Source organism: Sphingomonas sp. (genome assembly GCF_035490575.1).
Taxonomy (GTDB): domain Bacteria; phylum Pseudomonadota; class Alphaproteobacteria; order Sphingomonadales; family Sphingomonadaceae; genus Sphingomonas.
Genome location: NZ_DATJLI010000006.1, coordinates 1 through 15,504 on the forward strand (window position 1 = coordinate 1; position 15,504 = coordinate 15,504).

Here is a 15,504-nt window from a genome sequence, read left to right on the forward strand (position 1 = left end):
CCCGCCGCATCGCGCGCCACCGCGCCGACGGTGCCATATTTCATGTCGACATCGAACCAGTCGGCCTTGCGCGATTTCATCTCGTCGAGCTGGCGGCGGCGTTCGGGGGTGGCGAACCAGTCCGGCCCGACCTGTTCCAGCCCCTGTTCGCGCGAGAAGGTATCGGCGCCCGCACCCGCCAGCATGACGTGAGGGCTATTCTCCATCACGGCGCGGGCGAGTGCGACGGGGCTTCGTGTCGCGGTGACGCCCGCGACGGCCCCGGCCTTGCGGCCCTCACCCTCCATGATCGCGGCGTCGAGTTCGTTCCGGCCTTCGTAGGTGAAGACCGCACCGCGCCCGGCGTTGAAATGGGGGTCGTCCTCCAGCACGCGGACGGCGGCCTCCACGGCGTCCAGCGCGCTGCCGCCCGATGCCAGCACCGTCTGCCCCGCATCCAGCGCGGCGTTCAGCCCGGCGCGCGCGGCAGCTTCGCGTTCGGGCGTCATCCGTTCGCGTTCGATCACGCCTGCGCCGCCGTGAATCACAAGGGTCCAGCCCGGATTGTCCTGGGCGGCATAAGCGGGGGCGGTCATGGCAAAGGCTCCGGCTAAAGCGAGGATGCGGGCAAGGGGCATGGCGAACCTCGACGAACAGGTTGGATGCGCGCGCCTTTGCCAGAAAGCGATGCGGCTTGCACCCGTTTCACCGCTCGCTATCGTCGCGCTGGAAACTTTCTGGAGCATCTGCCTGAAATGCGTGCCTTTCTGCTGATAAGTGCCGCCGCCTGCGCGTTTGCCGCGCCTGCTTTTGCCCGACAGGCCGAACCCGCGCCTGCCCCGGTGGCCGATCTTATCAAATCGGTCGACATTCCGTTCGAGGCATTCACGCTGGATAATGGCCTGCGCGTGCTGGTGCATACCGACCGCAAGGCGCCCGTGGTGGCGGTGTCGGTCTGGTATGATGTCGGGTCCAAGCATGAGCCGAAGGGCAAGACCGGTTTTGCCCATCTGTTCGAACATCTGATGTTCAACGGCAGCGAAAATGTTCCCGGCGATTTCTTTGGGCCGATGCGCTCGGCCGGGGCGACCGACATGAACGGCACGACCAGCTTTGATCGCACCAATTATTTCGAAACCGTGCCAAAGGCGGCGCTGGACCGCGCGCTGTTCATGGAAAGTGACCGCATGGGCCATCTGCTCGGCGCGGTGACGCAAGGCGTGCTGGATGAACAGCGCGGCGTCGTCCAGAACGAAAAGCGTCAGGGCGACAACCAGCCTTACGGCCTTGTCCGCTACAAGATGAGCGAGGGGCTGTTCCCGCCGGGCCACCCCTATCACCACTCGACCATCGGCTCGATGGCTGATCTTCAGGCCGCCAGCCTTGCCGACGTGAAGACCTGGTTCCGCAGCTATTATGGCCCGAACAATGCCGTGATCGCGCTGGCGGGCGATATCGACGTGGCAACCGCGCGCCCGCTGATGGAGAAATATTTCGGCGCCATCCCGCGCGGGCCGGAGGTCAAGGCGCCGCCCGCCGCCGTGCCCACGCTGCCTGCGCCGGTGGCGGAGACGATCCATGACCGCGTGGCCACCACGCGCATCTATCGCATGTGGGCAGTGCCCGGCCTTCGCGAGGGGGACGCGCAACTACTTGACGTGGCGGCGGGGGTGCTGGGCGGCCTTGCCAGCTCGCGGCTGGAGAATGAACTGGTCCGCAAGGGGCGGGTAGCGGTCGGGGTTCAGGCGTATAACCAGTCGCTGACACAGGTCGGCATTTTCGGGCTGGTGGTCGATGTCCGCCCCGGCGTCGATGCCGCAGCAGCCGAACGCAAACTCGATGCGGTGATTGCCGACTTCCTGAAAACCGGCCCGACCGCGGACGAGGTTCGCCGCGTGGCGACAACCGCGATCTCGACCCGGCTGGCGGGGCTGGAGGCGGTCGGCGGCGGATATGGCAAGGCCGGCACGCTGGCGTCGGGCCTGTTGTTCGCGGACGACCCCGCTTTCTACAAGCGCGAATTGTCGGCGCTGGCATCCGCCACGCCCGACGCGGTCCGGGCCGCCGGCGTCAAATGGCTGTCGCGACCGGCCTATACGCTGACGGTCGAGAACGGTCAGCGGGAAGCCTATGCCGAGGTCGGCGGCGCGCCCGCGACCACGCCCGGCAATGACGCCGCGCCGCAACCCGCATCGGCCGATGGTCCGGCACAGGGCACGCGCGGCACGCTTCCCGCCGTTGGCGATGTGCGCGACATCGCCTTTCCCGAAGTCGAACGCGCCAGGCTGTCGAACGGGATCGAGCTGGTCTATGCCCGCCAGAGCGCGGTGCCGGTCACGCGCGCGGTCGTCAGTTTTGACGCCGGCATTATCGCCGATCCCGCCGACAAGCTGGGCCTTGGCAACCTGACCCTGGCGGTGATTGATGAGGGCACCGCGAACCGCGACGCCATCGCCCTGTCCGAAGCGCAGGAGCGGCTGGGCGCGCAGTTGTTCACCACCAATGATCCCGACCGCAGCCGGGTGGGTATTTCCGCGCCCAGCGCCAATCTGAATGCGGCGGTCGCGTTGCTCGGCGACGTGATCCGCAACCCGGCCTTCGCCCCTGCCGAAGTCGAGCGTGTCCGCACACAGACGCTGGCTCGGATCGGGGCGGAGATGACCAACCCGGCCGGTCTGGCCCAGCGTTCGATGCCGCGTCTGGTTTACGGCGCGGCGTCTCCCTATGCCAGGCTTTCGGGCGGCACCGGCGATCCGGCGGCGGTAAAGGCGGCCACGCGCGCCGATCTGATCGCCTTTCAGCAAGCGTGGCTGCGGCCCGACAAGGCGCGGATCTTCGTCGTCAGCGACCGGCCGCTTGCCGAGGTGCGGACCGCGATGGAACAGGCGCTGGGCGACTGGCGCGTGACCGGCACGCCCGGCACCAAACCCGCCGTCACCGCGCGCAAGACCGCCAGCGATCCGCGCATCGTCCTGATCGACCGGCCCGATTCGCCACAGTCGCTGATTGCCGGCGCGCAACTGACGGCGCTCGACCCGCGTGCCGAATTGCTGCCGGTCTTTGCCGCCAATGAAGTGCTGGGTTCGGGCTTCCTCAGCCGCATCAACATGGACCTTCGTGAAGCGAAAGGCTGGTCTTACGGCGCTGGCGGCGGTTTCCAGCGGCTGGAACGCGCGGTGCCCTATACCATCAGTGCGCCGGTTCAGGCCGACCAGACCGGCCCGGCGCTGGCCTCACTGCGCGAGCAGATTGACGGGTTTCTGGGCGCCAAGGGCGTGACGCCCGAAGAGTTCAAGCGGACGATCGACGGGGAGACGCGCGAGCTGGCGGGCAATTTCGAGACCGGCGCGCGCGTGCTGTCGGCGATGGAGACCAATGACCTGTTCGGCCGGCCCGATGATTATTACGATACCATCGCGCAAAAATATCGTGCGCTGACGGCGCCGCAACTTGACGCTGCGGCACGCGCGGCACTGGACCCCGACAGCTTCGTTTGGGTGGTGGTGGGCGATGCCGCGAAGGTCCGCGGCCAGCTTGACAGCCTTGGCCTGCCCGTTGAGGTGGTGCCAGCCCCGGCCGGCGGCGCGGACGCCACGGCCAATTAAGGAGTGGATGCGATGGCGAATGTCGATGGCAAGTGGAACGTGACGGTCAAGTCGCCGCTGGGTGACCAGCAGGCGACGCTGGACGTGCAAAGCGCGGGCGACAGCTTTTCGGGCACCTTTGCCGGTGGCATGGGCACCAGCCAGGTCAATGGCACGCTGGCGGGTGACAGCATGACGTGGAAGATGGACATCACCGTCCCCATGCCGATGACGCTGGATTGTCAGGCGACGGTGTCCGGCGACAGCATGGACGGACAAGTGACGGCGGGCGCGTTCGGCGGTTTTCCGCTGACCGGCACGCGGGCCTGAGCCGACAGGGGGCGGGGACGACCCGCCCCTTTTTTTATGGGCGATTGCCGGGGCGCAGCGCCGCACCCGCGCGCGGCGCGGCGGGCGGGCCGTCAAGCGCTTCGGGCACCAGATCGCCGCCGCCCAGCGAGCGATACAGCGCCACCAGATTATTGGCGCGAACCAGCCGCGCCGACGCCAGCGCCCGGCGCGCCGAATAAAGCGTGCGCTGCGAATCGAGCGTGGTCAGGAACGGGTCGATCCCCTCGCGATACCGCGCCTCCGACAGGCGGAACGTATCCGCCGCGGCGTCGAGCAGCCCTTGCTGAGCGGTAATCTGATCGGCGATGACCGCGCGGCGTGCCAGTGCGTCGGACACTTCGCGGAAAGCCACCTGAATGGTGCGGCGATATTGCGCGACGGCGGCATCGCGCTGCGCCTCGACGCTTTCCAGATTGCCGCTGAGCGCGCCGCCCTGAAAGATCGGCACGCCGGCGTCGACGCCGCCATTCCAGATCAGTTGATCGCCGTTGAACAGTGAGGTCAGTGCATTGCTGGCAAAGCCCACCAGCCCGGTCAGGCTGATGGTCGGGAAAAAAGCGGCGCGTGCGGCGCCGATCCGGGCATTGGCGGCGCGCAGCGTATATTCGGCCTGAACGACATCAGGCCGGGCCAGCAGCACGCGCGAATCGAGATTGGCGGGCACATCGGCGATCAGCGGCTCGGCGGCTTCGATCGTCGCCGGCAACTCGGCGTCGGTGACGGGCGCGCCGACCAGCAACTCCAGTGCGTTGCGGTCCTGTTGCACCAGCGCGGTCAGGTCGGCCAGATCGGCCTCGGCCTGACGTAGCACCGTTTCCGCCTGACGCAGGTCGGTGCGCGCGGCAATGCCCCCGCGCACGCGTGCGCCGGTCAGCGATACCGTCCGCTCCGCGCTTGCTACCGTGTCGCGCGCAATCGCCAGCAGGCTGCGGTCGGTCGCCAGCGTGTAATAGGCGCCGGCCGTTTCCGCCAACAGGGTCAGCCGCGCCGCGCGGACGCCCGCGACGGTGCCGAGATATTCGGACATCGCGGCGTTGGATTGCGACTGGATACGCCCGAACAGGTCGATCTCGAACGCGCTCAGGCCCAGCTGCGCGCTATATTGCTCGGTCACGCTGCCGCCATTGGCGCCCAGCCCCTGGGCAGCGCCGCGATTGCGCGCGATCGATCCGCCAACGGATGCGTCGAACGCCGGCAGGAACTCCGAACGCGCGACGCGCAATTGCCCGCGCGCCTGCCGCACATTGGCGAGCGCGACCTGAAGGTCCTGGTTATTCGCCAGCGCGCGTCCGATCACCGATTGCAGACGGGGATCGCGAAACACCTGTTGATAGCCCGTCATCCGCGCGCCGCTGGGCGGCAATGGCGGCTGATCGCCGCCGGGAATGGCCGGAAAGGCCGAAGGAACCGCGGGGGATGGCCGCTCATAGCGCGGCTCAAGGCTGCACGCGGCGAGCGCAAGGGCGGGCAGGGTCAGGCAGGCAAGGCGACGGATCACAGGGTCGGCTCTCCTTCGGTGCCAAGCGCCTGCCCGTCGCGGCGATGCGCTTCGGCTTCGGCGGCGCCGTGAACCTTGCCGCCGAACAGCTTGCGGACCAGCACGTAGAACAGCGGCACGAAGAAGATCGCCAGCACCGTCGCGGCGATCATGCCGCCGATCACCGCCGTGCCGATTGCGACGCGGCTGGCCGCGCCCGCGCCGGTGGATATGGCGAGCGGCACCACGCCAAAGATGAACGCGAAGCTGGTCATCAGGATCGGCCGCAGACGCAGGCGCGCAGCCTCCAGCGATGCGTCGACGGGATTCATCCCCTCGCGCTCCGCCTGTTCGGCGAACTCGACGATCAGAATGGCGTTCTTGGCCGACAGGCCCATGGTGGTCAGCAGGCCGACCTGGAAATAGACGTCGTTCTCCAGGCCGCGCAGCCACACCGCCAGCGCGGCACCCAGCAGGCCCAGCGGCACGATCAGCAGCACCGAAAACGGCACCGTCCAGCTTTCGTAAAGCGCGGCAAGACACAGGAACACGACCAGGATCGACAGGCTGTAGAGGAGCGGCGCCTGTCCGCCCGAGAGCCGTTCCTGATACGACAGGTCGGACCAAGCGACCGACACGCCCTCCATCTGGCCGACCAGTTCCTCCATGCGGTCCATCGCCGAGCCGGAGCTTTCGCCCTCGGCCGGTTCGCCCTGGATCTGATAGGCAGGCTGGCCCTGGAACCGCGCCAGCACGACCGGCGCGACCGCCCATTCGGCGCTGGCAAAGCTGGTAAAGGGGGCCATCTGGCCATTGGCGCCGCGCACGAACCAGTTGGACAGATCCTCCGGCCGGGCGCGATAGCCGGCATCGCCCTGAACATAGACGCGTTTCACACGGCCGCGATCGACGAAATCATTGACGTAAACGCCGCCCCAGGCCGCCGACAGCGTCTGGTCGACCTGGTTTGCCGACAGCCCCAGCGCGCCCAGCTTTGCCTGATCGATCTCGATCTCCAGCGTCGGCACGTCTGGCAGTTCGTTCTGGCGCACATTGGCCAGCGAAGCATCGGCGCTTGCCGCTTGCAGCAATTCGTCGCGGCGCGCGCGGAATGTCTCGCGATCCAGCCCGCCGGTGTTCAGCAACTGGAGCGTGAAGCCGCCTGCCTGGCCCAGTCCGCGCACGGGTGGGGGGTTCAGGGCAAAGAACTGAACGTCGCGCAGGCTGGACAGCGCCTTGGTTGCTGCGCGTGTGACCGAATCGGCGCTGTTTTCAGCACCCTCGCGCTCTTCCCACGGGGCGAGCGCGATGAAGCCGCGACCTGCATTCTGCCCCGCGCCGCCGGGACCGGAGCCGCTGACGGTGTAGACGGTGGCCACATTCGCCTTGGCCGGGCCGAGAAAATATCTCTCGATCTCCTGCGCGGCGGCCAGTGTGCGTTCCTGCGTGGCGCCGGCGGGCAGCGTATACTGGATCGACGCGCGACCCTGATCCTCGTTTGGCAGGAAGCTGGTCGGCAGCGCGTAGAAAACCAGCACGAACGCGCCGACCAGCAGGCCATAGACCGCCAGCGCCAGCACGCGGTGTCCGAACACCCAGCGCACGCCGTCGCGATATTTGCGCGATGTCTTGTCGAACCCGCTATTGAACTTCTCGCCGAAGCGATCGACCCAGCCGGCGATCCGGCCGCGCTTCTTGTCGGGGTCGGGGCGCTTGAGCAATGTCGATGTCAGTGCGGGGGACAGCACCAGCGCGACGACCACCGACAGGATCATCGACGAAATGACCGTGATCGAGAACTGGCGATAGATTTCGCCGACCGATCCGCCAAAAAATGCCATTGGCGCGAACACCGCCGACAGCACCAGTGCAATGGCGATCAATGCGATCTGGATCTCGCCCATCGACTGGATTGTCGCGTCGCGCGGCGACATGTCAGGATTGTCGTGCATCACGCGCTCGACATTCTCGACCACGACGATCGCGTCATCGACCAGCAGGCCGATCGAAAGCACCAGCCCGAACAGGGTCAGCGTGTTGATGGTGAAGCCAAAGATCGCCATCACCGCAAAGCTGCCGAGCAGCACCACGGGCACTGCGATGGCGGGGATCAATGTCGCGCGCCAGCTTTGCAGGAACACGAACATGACGATGACGACGAGGATGATCGCCTCGATCAGCGTCTTGACCACTTCCTCGACCGACAGCTTGATGAACGCCGTCGAGTCATTCGGATAGGCGTATTTATAGCCCGCCGGGAAGGCCGGCGCCTGTCGCTCGACCTCGGCCTTGACCAGTTCGGCGGTCTCCAGCGCATCGGCGCCGGGCGCCGCCTGAATCGCGATGCCGGCGGCGGGATGGCCGTTCAGGCGGCTGATCGTGGTGTAGTTTTCCGCCCCCAGTTCGACGCGCGCGACATCCTGCAACAGCACTTTCGAGCCGTCGGTCTGGGTCTTGACGATGATCTGGCGGAACTCGTCCGGGGTCGTCAGGCGCGATTTGGCGGTGACGGTGGCGTTCAGCATCTGCCCCGGCGGGGCGGGCTGCTGACCGATCTGGCCGGCGGCGACCTGGGTATTCTGCGCCTCGATCGCGGCGGTCACGTCGCTGGGCATCAACTGATAGGACGACAGCGCATAGGGGTTCAGCCAGATACGCATCGCATATTGGGTGCCGAACACGTTGACGTCGCCGACGCCCTGAATGCGGCCCAGCCGGTCCTGGAGGTTCGAGACGAGGTAATCGGCCACGTCGATCGCGGTCGTCCGGTCGCTTTCATCATAAACCGAAATGACCATCAGAAAGTCCGACCCGGACTTTGACACGCGCAGACCCTGCTGCTGCACCTGCGCGGGCAGGCGGGGGATCGCCTGCTGGACCTGGTTCTGGACCTGGACCTGCGCGATGTCGGGATCGGTGCCCTTCTCAAAATTGACGGTGACCGTCACCTGGCCCGACGAGCTGGACGAGGACGAGAAATAGATCAGCCCGTCGATGCCGGTGAGCTGTTGTTCGATGATCTGCGTCACCGAACTTTCGAGGATTTCCGCCGATGCGCCGGGATAGGTGGCGCGGATGTTCACCTGTGGCGGGGCGATGTCGGGATATTGTTCGATCGGCAGCGTGAAGATGGCGCCGATACCCGCCAGCATGATGACGATCGCGATGACCCAGGCGAAGATCGGCCGGTCGATGAAGATGCGCGAGATCAAGGCCGCGGACTCAGTTCTTGGCCTGCGCGGCGTCGTCGCCCTGCTGCGGTTGTTGCGCGCGGGGCGGCGACCCGGCGGCGACGGGGCGCACGACCGCGCCTTCGCGGACATTCGCCAGCCCTTCGGTAATCACCCGTTCGCCCGCACGCAGACCCGCCGTTACCAGCCATTTGTCGCCGATGGTCCGGGTGGCGCGGACCTTGCGCTGAACCGCCTTGTTATCGGCACCCACGACGAACACGGTCGCATTGCCGCGTGCGTCGCGCGCGACCCCGGCCTGGGGCACGAGGATCGCTTCGCTGGCGGTCGCCTGGCTGAAACGTGCGCGGACATACATGCCGGGCAGCAGGATGCCCTGCGGATTGGGGAAACGCGCGCGCAGCGTGACGGCGCCGGTTTCGGGATCGACCATCGCCTCGGCGAATTGCAGCGTGCCGACCTGTCCGTAATCGCTGCCATCCTCCAGCCGCAGACGAACCTCTGCCGATGAGGGGATCACGCCATCGGTCGCCAGCGCGCGGCGAAGCTGGAGAAGTTCGGATGCGCTTTGCTGAATGTCGACGAACATCGGGTCCAGCCGCTGGATCATCGCCAGCGGTTCGGCCTGATTGGCCGTGACCAGCGCCCCGGTGGTGAACAGGCTGCGACCGATACGGCCGGTGATCGGGGCGGGCACGTCGGTGAACTTCAGGTTGATGCGCGCAGTCTCCAACTGCGCCTGTGCCTGGCGCACCTGCGCCGTGGCCTGGTTCGCGGCGGCGACCGCGTCGGTATAATCCTGTTTCGCCACCGCTTCGATATCGGCGAGCGGCCGCAGACGCTGGGCGCGGGTCGCGGTGGCGGTGCGGTTCGCTTCGGCATTGGCGACGTTGGCTTCTGCTTCGGCCACGGCGGCGCGATAAAGGCGCGGATCGATGCGATAGAGCGTCTGGCCCCGCCGCACGATGCTGCCCTCGGTGAACAGCCTTGCCTGCAACACGCCGGAGACCTGAGGGCGAACCTGGCTCGACTCAAAGGCCGCCGTCCGCCCGGCCAGTTCGTTGACCAGCGGCACCGCTTCGTTGCGAAGCGTGACGAACCCGACTTCGGGCGGTCCCTGACGCCCCTTGCCCTTCGCTTTTTCCGTTTCGCCGCCGCCCGAACAGGCGGCGAGGATCAGGCACAGCGAGACAAGGGGAGCGGGGAAGCTTCGCAAGACGGGCCTTCCGGGGTTGACGGCGGGATAGGGGTGCCGCGGGGGAACGGCGTGATCGACCGCGAAACGGTTGATCGCAATCAACCGTTCCTACCGGCCTTTGGCTATGTCGCTCGAAATGCCGCGACGCGCAACGGCTGGATTTGTCGCAAAGTTTGTCATGGCGCGCTTACGGAATGCCGTTTCAGGCAAATCGCTCGCGCAGCGCCATCAGCGCCAGCGCCGCCTTGGCCGCTTCGCCGCCCTTGTCCTTTTGCTCGGGGTCGGCGCGCACCAGCGCCTGTTCCTCGTTCTCGACCGTCAGGATGCCGTTGCCGATCGCCATGCCGTCCATGGTCATCGCCATGATGCCACGCGCGCTTTCGCCCGCGACGATCTCGAAATGATAGGTTTCGCCGCGAATGACGACGCCGATCGCGACATAGCCGTCATACAGGCCTGACGGGTCGGCCAGCGCGATGGCTGCTGGAATTTCAAGCGCGCCGGGGACGGTCACGGTGTCCGACGTGTGGCCGGCGGCCTTGATCGCGGCGCGCGCGCCCGCGACCAGCATGTCGTTGAGATGATCGTAGAAACGCGCTTCGACGATGAGGAGCTTTGCCATCAATTCTCTTCCGCAAGCGGGATGGGGCGTTCGCCGACGATCGACAGGCCATAGCCCTCCAGACCGACCAGCGTGTGATGCGTGTTGGTCAGGAGGACCATTTCCTCCACGCCCAGTTCGGTCAGGATCATCGCGCCGACGCCGTAATCGCGCAGCTCTTCCATGTCCGCTGGCTCCAGCTTGCCTTCGCGCGCCATCAATGCGGTGGTGAAGGCATCGGCGCGCGGCTTGTTGATGACGACGATGACGCCCGATCCTTCCTCGCCGATGATCTCCATCGACCGGCGCAGCAGCGCGCCGCGCGGACCCGCTTCGCCGAACAGGTCGGGCAGGGGGGACAGCGCGTGCATCCGCACCAGCGCCGGCTTGCTGGGGTCGATGCGACCCTTGACCAGCGCGATCTGTTCGGTGCCCTGCGCCTTGTTCCAATAGGTGATGGCGCGCCAGTCGCCGCCCCAGGCGCTGTCGAAACGGGATTCGGCGCGCTTTTCGACCAGATGGTCATAGCGGCGGCGATAGGCGATCAGGTCGCGGATCGTGCCGATCTTGAGCGCGTGAAGCTGGGCAAAGGCGACCAGATCGTCGAGGCGGGCCATCGTCCCGTCCTCCTTCATGATCTCGCAGATCACGCCCGACGGATTGAGGCCCGCCAGCCGCGACACATCGACCGCAGCCTCCGTATGGCCCGCGCGCACCAGCACGCCGCCTTCGCGCGCGACCAGCGGAAAGACATGGCCGGGCGTGGTGATCTGGTCCGCGCCCTTCGAGGCGTCGATCGCAACGGAAATGGTGCGCGCCCGGTCGGCGGCGGAGATGCCGGTGGTGACGCCCTGCCGTGCCTCGATCGACACGGTGAACGCGGTCTGGTGCCGGGTGCCGTTCGCCGCGCTCATCAGCGGCAGGTCGAGCTGATCGACCCGCGCCCTCGTCATCGCCAGACAGATCAGCCCGCGGCCATGCGTCGCCATGAAATTGATCGCCGACGGCGTCGCCATCTGGGCCGGAATGACCAGATCGCCCTCATTCTCCCGGTCCTCGTCATCGACCAGAATGAACATGCGGCCATTGCGCGCTTCGTCGATGATTTCTTCGGGGGTCGAAAGAAAGGCGTGACGGATGCGGGAGACGTCAGGCTGTTGCACGGGCCTGTTCCATTCGCTGGAGGTAGCGGGCCAGCACGTCGATCTCCAGATTGACGGCCTGACCCGGTTTCAGATCGGCAAAGGTCGTGGCCCTGGCCGTATGCGGAATGATGTTCAGGCCGAAACGCACGGCTTCGGCCATATCCTCGACCGAATTGACTGTCAGCGACACGCCGTCGACGGTGATCGATCCCTTGGCGGCGACATAGGGCGCGATGGCGCGCGGCGCGGCGATGGTGATGCGGATGCTGCCGCCTTCGTCGACCATCGTCTCGACGGTGCCGGTGCCGTCGACATGGCCGGTGACGATATGCCCGCCCAGCTCGTCGCCCAGCCTGAGCGCGCGTTCCAGGTTCAGGCGGCGGCCTGTTTCCCACATGCCCGTGGCGGTGCGCGACACGCTTTCGGCCGATACGTCGAACGACAGGCGACCGGGCGCCTTGTCGACCACGGTCAGGCAGACGCCCGAACAGGCGATCGATGCGCCAAGGTCGATCGTGCCGGTGTCATAGGTGGTGGACACGACGACGCGCAGGTCGCCTTGTTGCTGGACGGCCTCGATACGGCCGACATCGGTGACGATTCCGGTAAACATCAGGCGCGCCGATACACTTCAACGGTATCGACGCCAAGCTGCCGACTTTGGGTCAGGGACCAGCGGCCATGCGCGGCGGACAGGTCGGCAAGACCGATATCGCCCAGCGTGCGCGCCGCCCCGATCAGGATCGGGGCGCGATACAAAAGCAGCCGGTCGACCAGATCGTCGGCAAGGAAAGCGGCTGCGGTCGCCGCGCCGCCTTCGACCAGCAGGTGATCGCCCGGCAGGTCGGGAATGTCGCCCGGCGCCCGGATCGCGGTCCAGCCCGGCGGTGCGTCGGTCCGGCGACCCAGCACCACGCGGGTCGGCGCGCGCGCCTCCAGCCCGGCCAGGCGCACGTCGAGCCGCGGGGCATCGGCGGCCAGCGTGCCCGCGCCGACGAGGATCAGTTCGTGGCGGCTGCGTTCCAGATGCGCGTGCGCGCGCGCTTCCGGCCCGGTGATCCACTGGCTGCGGCCATCGGCCATCGCCACCCCCCCGTCGAGCGACAAGGCGAGCTTGAGCGTCACGAACGGGCGGCCCTTTGCCCGGCGCATCAGGAAACCGGCCATGGCTCGCATGGCCTCGCCTTCGCCGACACCGCATTCACACGCGATGCCGGCATCACCCAGCCGGGCCAGTCCCGCGCCGTCGGTGCGCGGATCGGGATCGCGCATCGCGGCCACGACTCGCCCCACGCCGTGTCCGATCAGCAGATCGGCACAGGACGGGCCGCGCGGCGATTCGTGCGCGCAGGGTTCGAGCGTGACATAGGCGGTGGCGCCGCGTGCGGCACCGCCCGCCTGTTCCAGCGCCATCGCCTCCGCATGGGGGCGGCCGCCGGGCTGGGTCCAGCCGCGCCCGACGACGCGACCGTCGCGGACCAGCACGCACCCGACATTGGGATTGGGCGCCGTGCGACCCCGCGTTCGCTCGGCCAGCGCCAGCGCCGCGCCCATCCAGCGGGCATCGTCGGTCAAAGGCCCCAGCGCTCCAGCTTGTCGTTCAGCCGCTTGAACTCGGCGCGGCGTTCGGCCTGACGGCGTTCGAGTTCGGCCAGCCGCGCTTCCTTCTTGGCCTGATCGATCACCTGCTGCGCCTTGATCGCTTCGTCGCTGCGATTTTCGGGCCAGCTTTCGAAATAGGTGATTTCCGGGCGCTTATAGGGCCGTTCGATCTTCGAATCGAAATAAAATCCGGTGATGACCACGCCCGTCACGCCGATGGCAAGGACGAGGAAGACCAGTTCGTGGCGCTGGCGATGCGACAGGAACAGGCGCAGGTCGCGCCATGCGCGGATGGGGGAGAAGCGGCTGAGAAAAGACACAGGCACCATGATAGGGCGTTGTCGCGCATCCGGCCAGTGGTCGCATTGGGGCTGGCGTTGCAGGGCAACTATTGATAATCGCTCGCAATGCTTTCCCCTACGCAAAACCTTGTTCAACTCGCGCGGGAAGCGCGGGCCGTGGTGCAATCGGTCGACTGGGACGCGCTGTCGGTGCCCGAAGCGCGGCGGCTGCGCGAACTGGGCCTCGATGAAGGTGTGGCGGTCGAGATGGTGCACCGCTCCGGCGTTGGCGGCGGGCCGGTGGCTTGCCGGATCGGCCGCATGACGATCGCGCTGCGCCGCCATGTCGCGCGCGCCATTCACGTCGTGCCGGCCGTTTGACGTCGTGCACGCCGCGCCCCTGATCGCACTGGTCGGCAACCCCAATGCCGGCAAATCCGCCCTGTTCAACGCGCTGACCGGCGCGCGCCAGAAGGTCGGCAATTATCCCGGCGTCACGGTCGAGCGGCATACCGGCCGCCTGTCGCTGGCCGATGGCCGCCCGGCGGAGCTGATCGACCTGCCGGGCACCTACAGCCTCGACCCCTCAAGCCCCGATGAGCGGGTAACGCGTGACGTGGTTCTGGGCAGCCTGCCGGGGGAACGGCGGCCCGACGCGCTGCTGGTCGTGATCGATGCGGGCAACCTCGACAATCATCTGCGGTTCGTCCTGCAGTTGAAGGCGCTCGGGATGCCGATCGTCGTCGCGCTCAACATGGTTGACCTGGCCGAGCGCGACGGGCTGATCCTCGATGCCGAGCGATTGGGGTGCGAACTGGGGCTGACGGTGGTGCCGACCGTGGCGGTGCGTCGGCGCGGGCTGGATGCAGTGCGTGAGGCGCTGGGCGCGGCGGTGCGACCGGCGGCGGAGGCAGCGGCACGCGCGGATGCGCCAGACCTGCCCGACATCGTGACGCTGCAACGCGACGCGCGCCGCATCGCACTGGCCGCGACGGTCAGCGAGACGCGCACCCGGCGGCTGACGCACCGGCTGGACGGCGTGCTGCTGCACCCCGTGTGGGGCATGGCCGTGCTTCTGGTATTGCTGTTCGTGATTTTTCAGGCGGTGTTCGCCTGGTCGGAGGCGCCGGTCGGCTGGATCGAGGGCGGCATGGCCGCGCTCGGCACCGCGGTTGGCGACCTGCTGCCGGAGGGGTTCGTGCGCTCGCTGATCGTCGACGGCGTGATCGCCGGCGTCGGCGCGGTTGTCGTCTTTCTGCCGCTAATTCTAATCCTGTTCGGCTTCATCCTGCTCTTGGAGGCATCGGGCTACATGGTCCGCGCCGCCTTCCTGCTGGACCGGTTTCTGGCCGGCGTCGGCCTGTCCGGCCGCGCGTTCATCCCGCTTCTCTCCAGCTTCGCCTGCGCGGTGCCTGGCATCATGGCGACGCGAACGATCGACGATGAAAAAGACCGGCTGACGACGATCCTGATCGCGCCCTTGATGACCTGTTCGGCGCGGTTGCCCGTCTATACCATCATCATCGGCGCCTTCATCCCCAACGAGGCGGTGGGACCGGGCTTCGGGCTGCAAGGGCTGGTGCTGTTCGGCCTGTATATCGCGGGGATCGCGGGTGCGTTCCTGGCCGCGCTGCTGCTGCGCCGGACGGTGACGCAAGGGGCGTCGTCGGGCTTCATGCTGGAAATGCCGCGCTATCAATGGCCCAATCCGCGCGATTTCGTGTTGGGGCTGTGGCAGCGCGCGGAGGCGTTCCTGAAGCGGGCGGGGACGATCATCCTGCTGACCACCGTGGTACTGTGGGCGCTCCTCAGCTTTCCCAAGGCGCCCGAGGGCGTCAGTCAGGCCGAATATTCGGTCGCCGGCCGAATCGCCAGCGGGTTGGAGGTCGTGGTGCGGCCCATCGGCTTCAATCACGATATCGCATTGGCGCTGATCCCCGCCATGGCCGCGCGGGAAGTGGCGGTGGCGGCGATCGGCACGGTCTATGCCGTGGATGATGTCGAGGGCGAAGGCGGACAGGCGACGATCCGCGAACAGTTGCAGCGCCGCTGGAGCCTGGCCACCGCGCTCGCCTTTCTCGCCTGGTTCGTGTTC

General features: G+C 67.1%; 13 protein-coding genes. 4 read left to right on the top strand and 9 right to left on the bottom strand.

What is annotated here, in order from left to right; all coding sequences use genetic code 11:
• On the bottom strand, positions 1–575 hold a 575-nt coding region (locus VL973_RS00215), incomplete at its 3' end, for an isoaspartyl peptidase/L-asparaginase family protein (RefSeq protein WP_325282022.1).
• Between the two features lie 159 nt (positions 576–734).
• On the opposite strand from VL973_RS00215, the gene VL973_RS00220 reads away from it, so the two are divergent.
• Both VL973_RS00220 and VL973_RS00225 read left to right on the top strand, forming a co-directional pair.
• Positions 735–3,584, top strand: coding sequence for a M16 family metallopeptidase (locus VL973_RS00220; RefSeq protein ID WP_325282023.1), 2,850 nt, complete (start codon positions 735–737; stop codon positions 3,582–3,584).
• A gap of 12 nt (positions 3,585–3,596) precedes the next feature.
• Positions 3,597–3,893, top strand: a complete 297-nt coding sequence (locus tag VL973_RS00225; protein WP_325282024.1) for a hypothetical protein — start codon at positions 3,597–3,599, stop codon at positions 3,891–3,893.
• Between the two features lie 34 nt (positions 3,894–3,927).
• On the opposite strand, the gene VL973_RS00230 is transcribed toward VL973_RS00225, so the two are convergent.
• From VL973_RS00230 to VL973_RS00265, 8 genes are all read right to left on the bottom strand, one after another.
• Positions 3,928–5,412, bottom strand: a complete 1,485-nt coding sequence (locus VL973_RS00230; protein ID WP_325282025.1) for an efflux transporter outer membrane subunit — start codon at positions 5,410–5,412, stop codon at positions 3,928–3,930.
• Positions 5,409–8,603 (bottom strand): efflux RND transporter permease subunit, encoded by a 3,195-nt coding sequence (locus VL973_RS00235; RefSeq protein WP_325282026.1) that lies wholly within the window; start codon positions 8,601–8,603, stop codon positions 5,409–5,411. Before VL973_RS00235 ends, VL973_RS00230 begins: the two co-directional genes overlap by 4 nt.
• A 10-nt stretch (positions 8,604–8,613) precedes the next feature.
• Positions 8,614–9,798 carry an efflux RND transporter periplasmic adaptor subunit gene (locus VL973_RS00240; RefSeq protein WP_325282027.1) on the bottom strand — a complete coding sequence of 395 codons (1,185 nt, stop codon included), beginning with the start codon at positions 9,796–9,798 and terminating at the stop codon, positions 8,614–8,616.
• 184 nt (positions 9,799–9,982) lie between these two features.
• Entirely contained in the window at positions 9,983–10,402 is a 420-nt protein-coding gene (gene ribH, locus VL973_RS00245) for a 6,7-dimethyl-8-ribityllumazine synthase (RefSeq protein ID WP_325282028.1), read from the bottom strand.
• A complete protein-coding gene (gene ribB / locus VL973_RS00250; RefSeq protein WP_325282029.1) occupies positions 10,402–11,544 on the bottom strand; it encodes a 3,4-dihydroxy-2-butanone-4-phosphate synthase in 1,143 nt (380 codons plus the stop codon). Before ribB ends, ribH begins: the two co-directional genes overlap by 1 nt.
• Positions 11,531–12,139: a riboflavin synthase gene (locus VL973_RS00255; RefSeq protein ID WP_325282030.1), complete on the bottom strand. Its 609-nt coding sequence runs from the start codon at positions 12,137–12,139 to the stop codon at positions 11,531–11,533. The genes ribB and VL973_RS00255 overlap by 14 nt, the downstream gene beginning before the upstream one ends.
• The gene (ribD, locus tag VL973_RS00260) at positions 12,139–13,101 is read right to left on the bottom strand and encodes a bifunctional diaminohydroxyphosphoribosylaminopyrimidine deaminase/5-amino-6-(5-phosphoribosylamino)uracil reductase RibD (protein ID WP_325282031.1); all 963 of its coding nucleotides are present in this window, start codon (positions 13,099–13,101) and stop codon (positions 12,139–12,141) included. Before ribD ends, VL973_RS00255 begins: the two co-directional genes overlap by 1 nt.
• A complete protein-coding gene (locus VL973_RS00265; protein WP_325282032.1) occupies positions 13,098–13,457 on the bottom strand; it encodes a hypothetical protein in 360 nt (119 codons plus the stop codon). The genes ribD and VL973_RS00265 overlap by 4 nt, the downstream gene beginning before the upstream one ends.
• A gap of 78 nt (positions 13,458–13,535) precedes the next feature.
• Between VL973_RS00265 and VL973_RS00270 the strand changes: the two genes are divergently transcribed.
• Together VL973_RS00270 and feoB are read left to right on the top strand one after the other, a co-directional pair.
• On the top strand, positions 13,536–13,790 hold the full coding sequence (locus VL973_RS00270) for a FeoA family protein (RefSeq protein ID WP_325282033.1): 255 nt from the start codon (positions 13,536–13,538) through the stop codon (positions 13,788–13,790).
• 4 nt (positions 13,791–13,794) lie between these two features.
• A partial coding sequence (gene feoB, locus VL973_RS00275) for a ferrous iron transporter B (RefSeq protein WP_325282034.1) occupies positions 13,795–15,504 on the top strand: 1,710 nt, incomplete at its 3' end.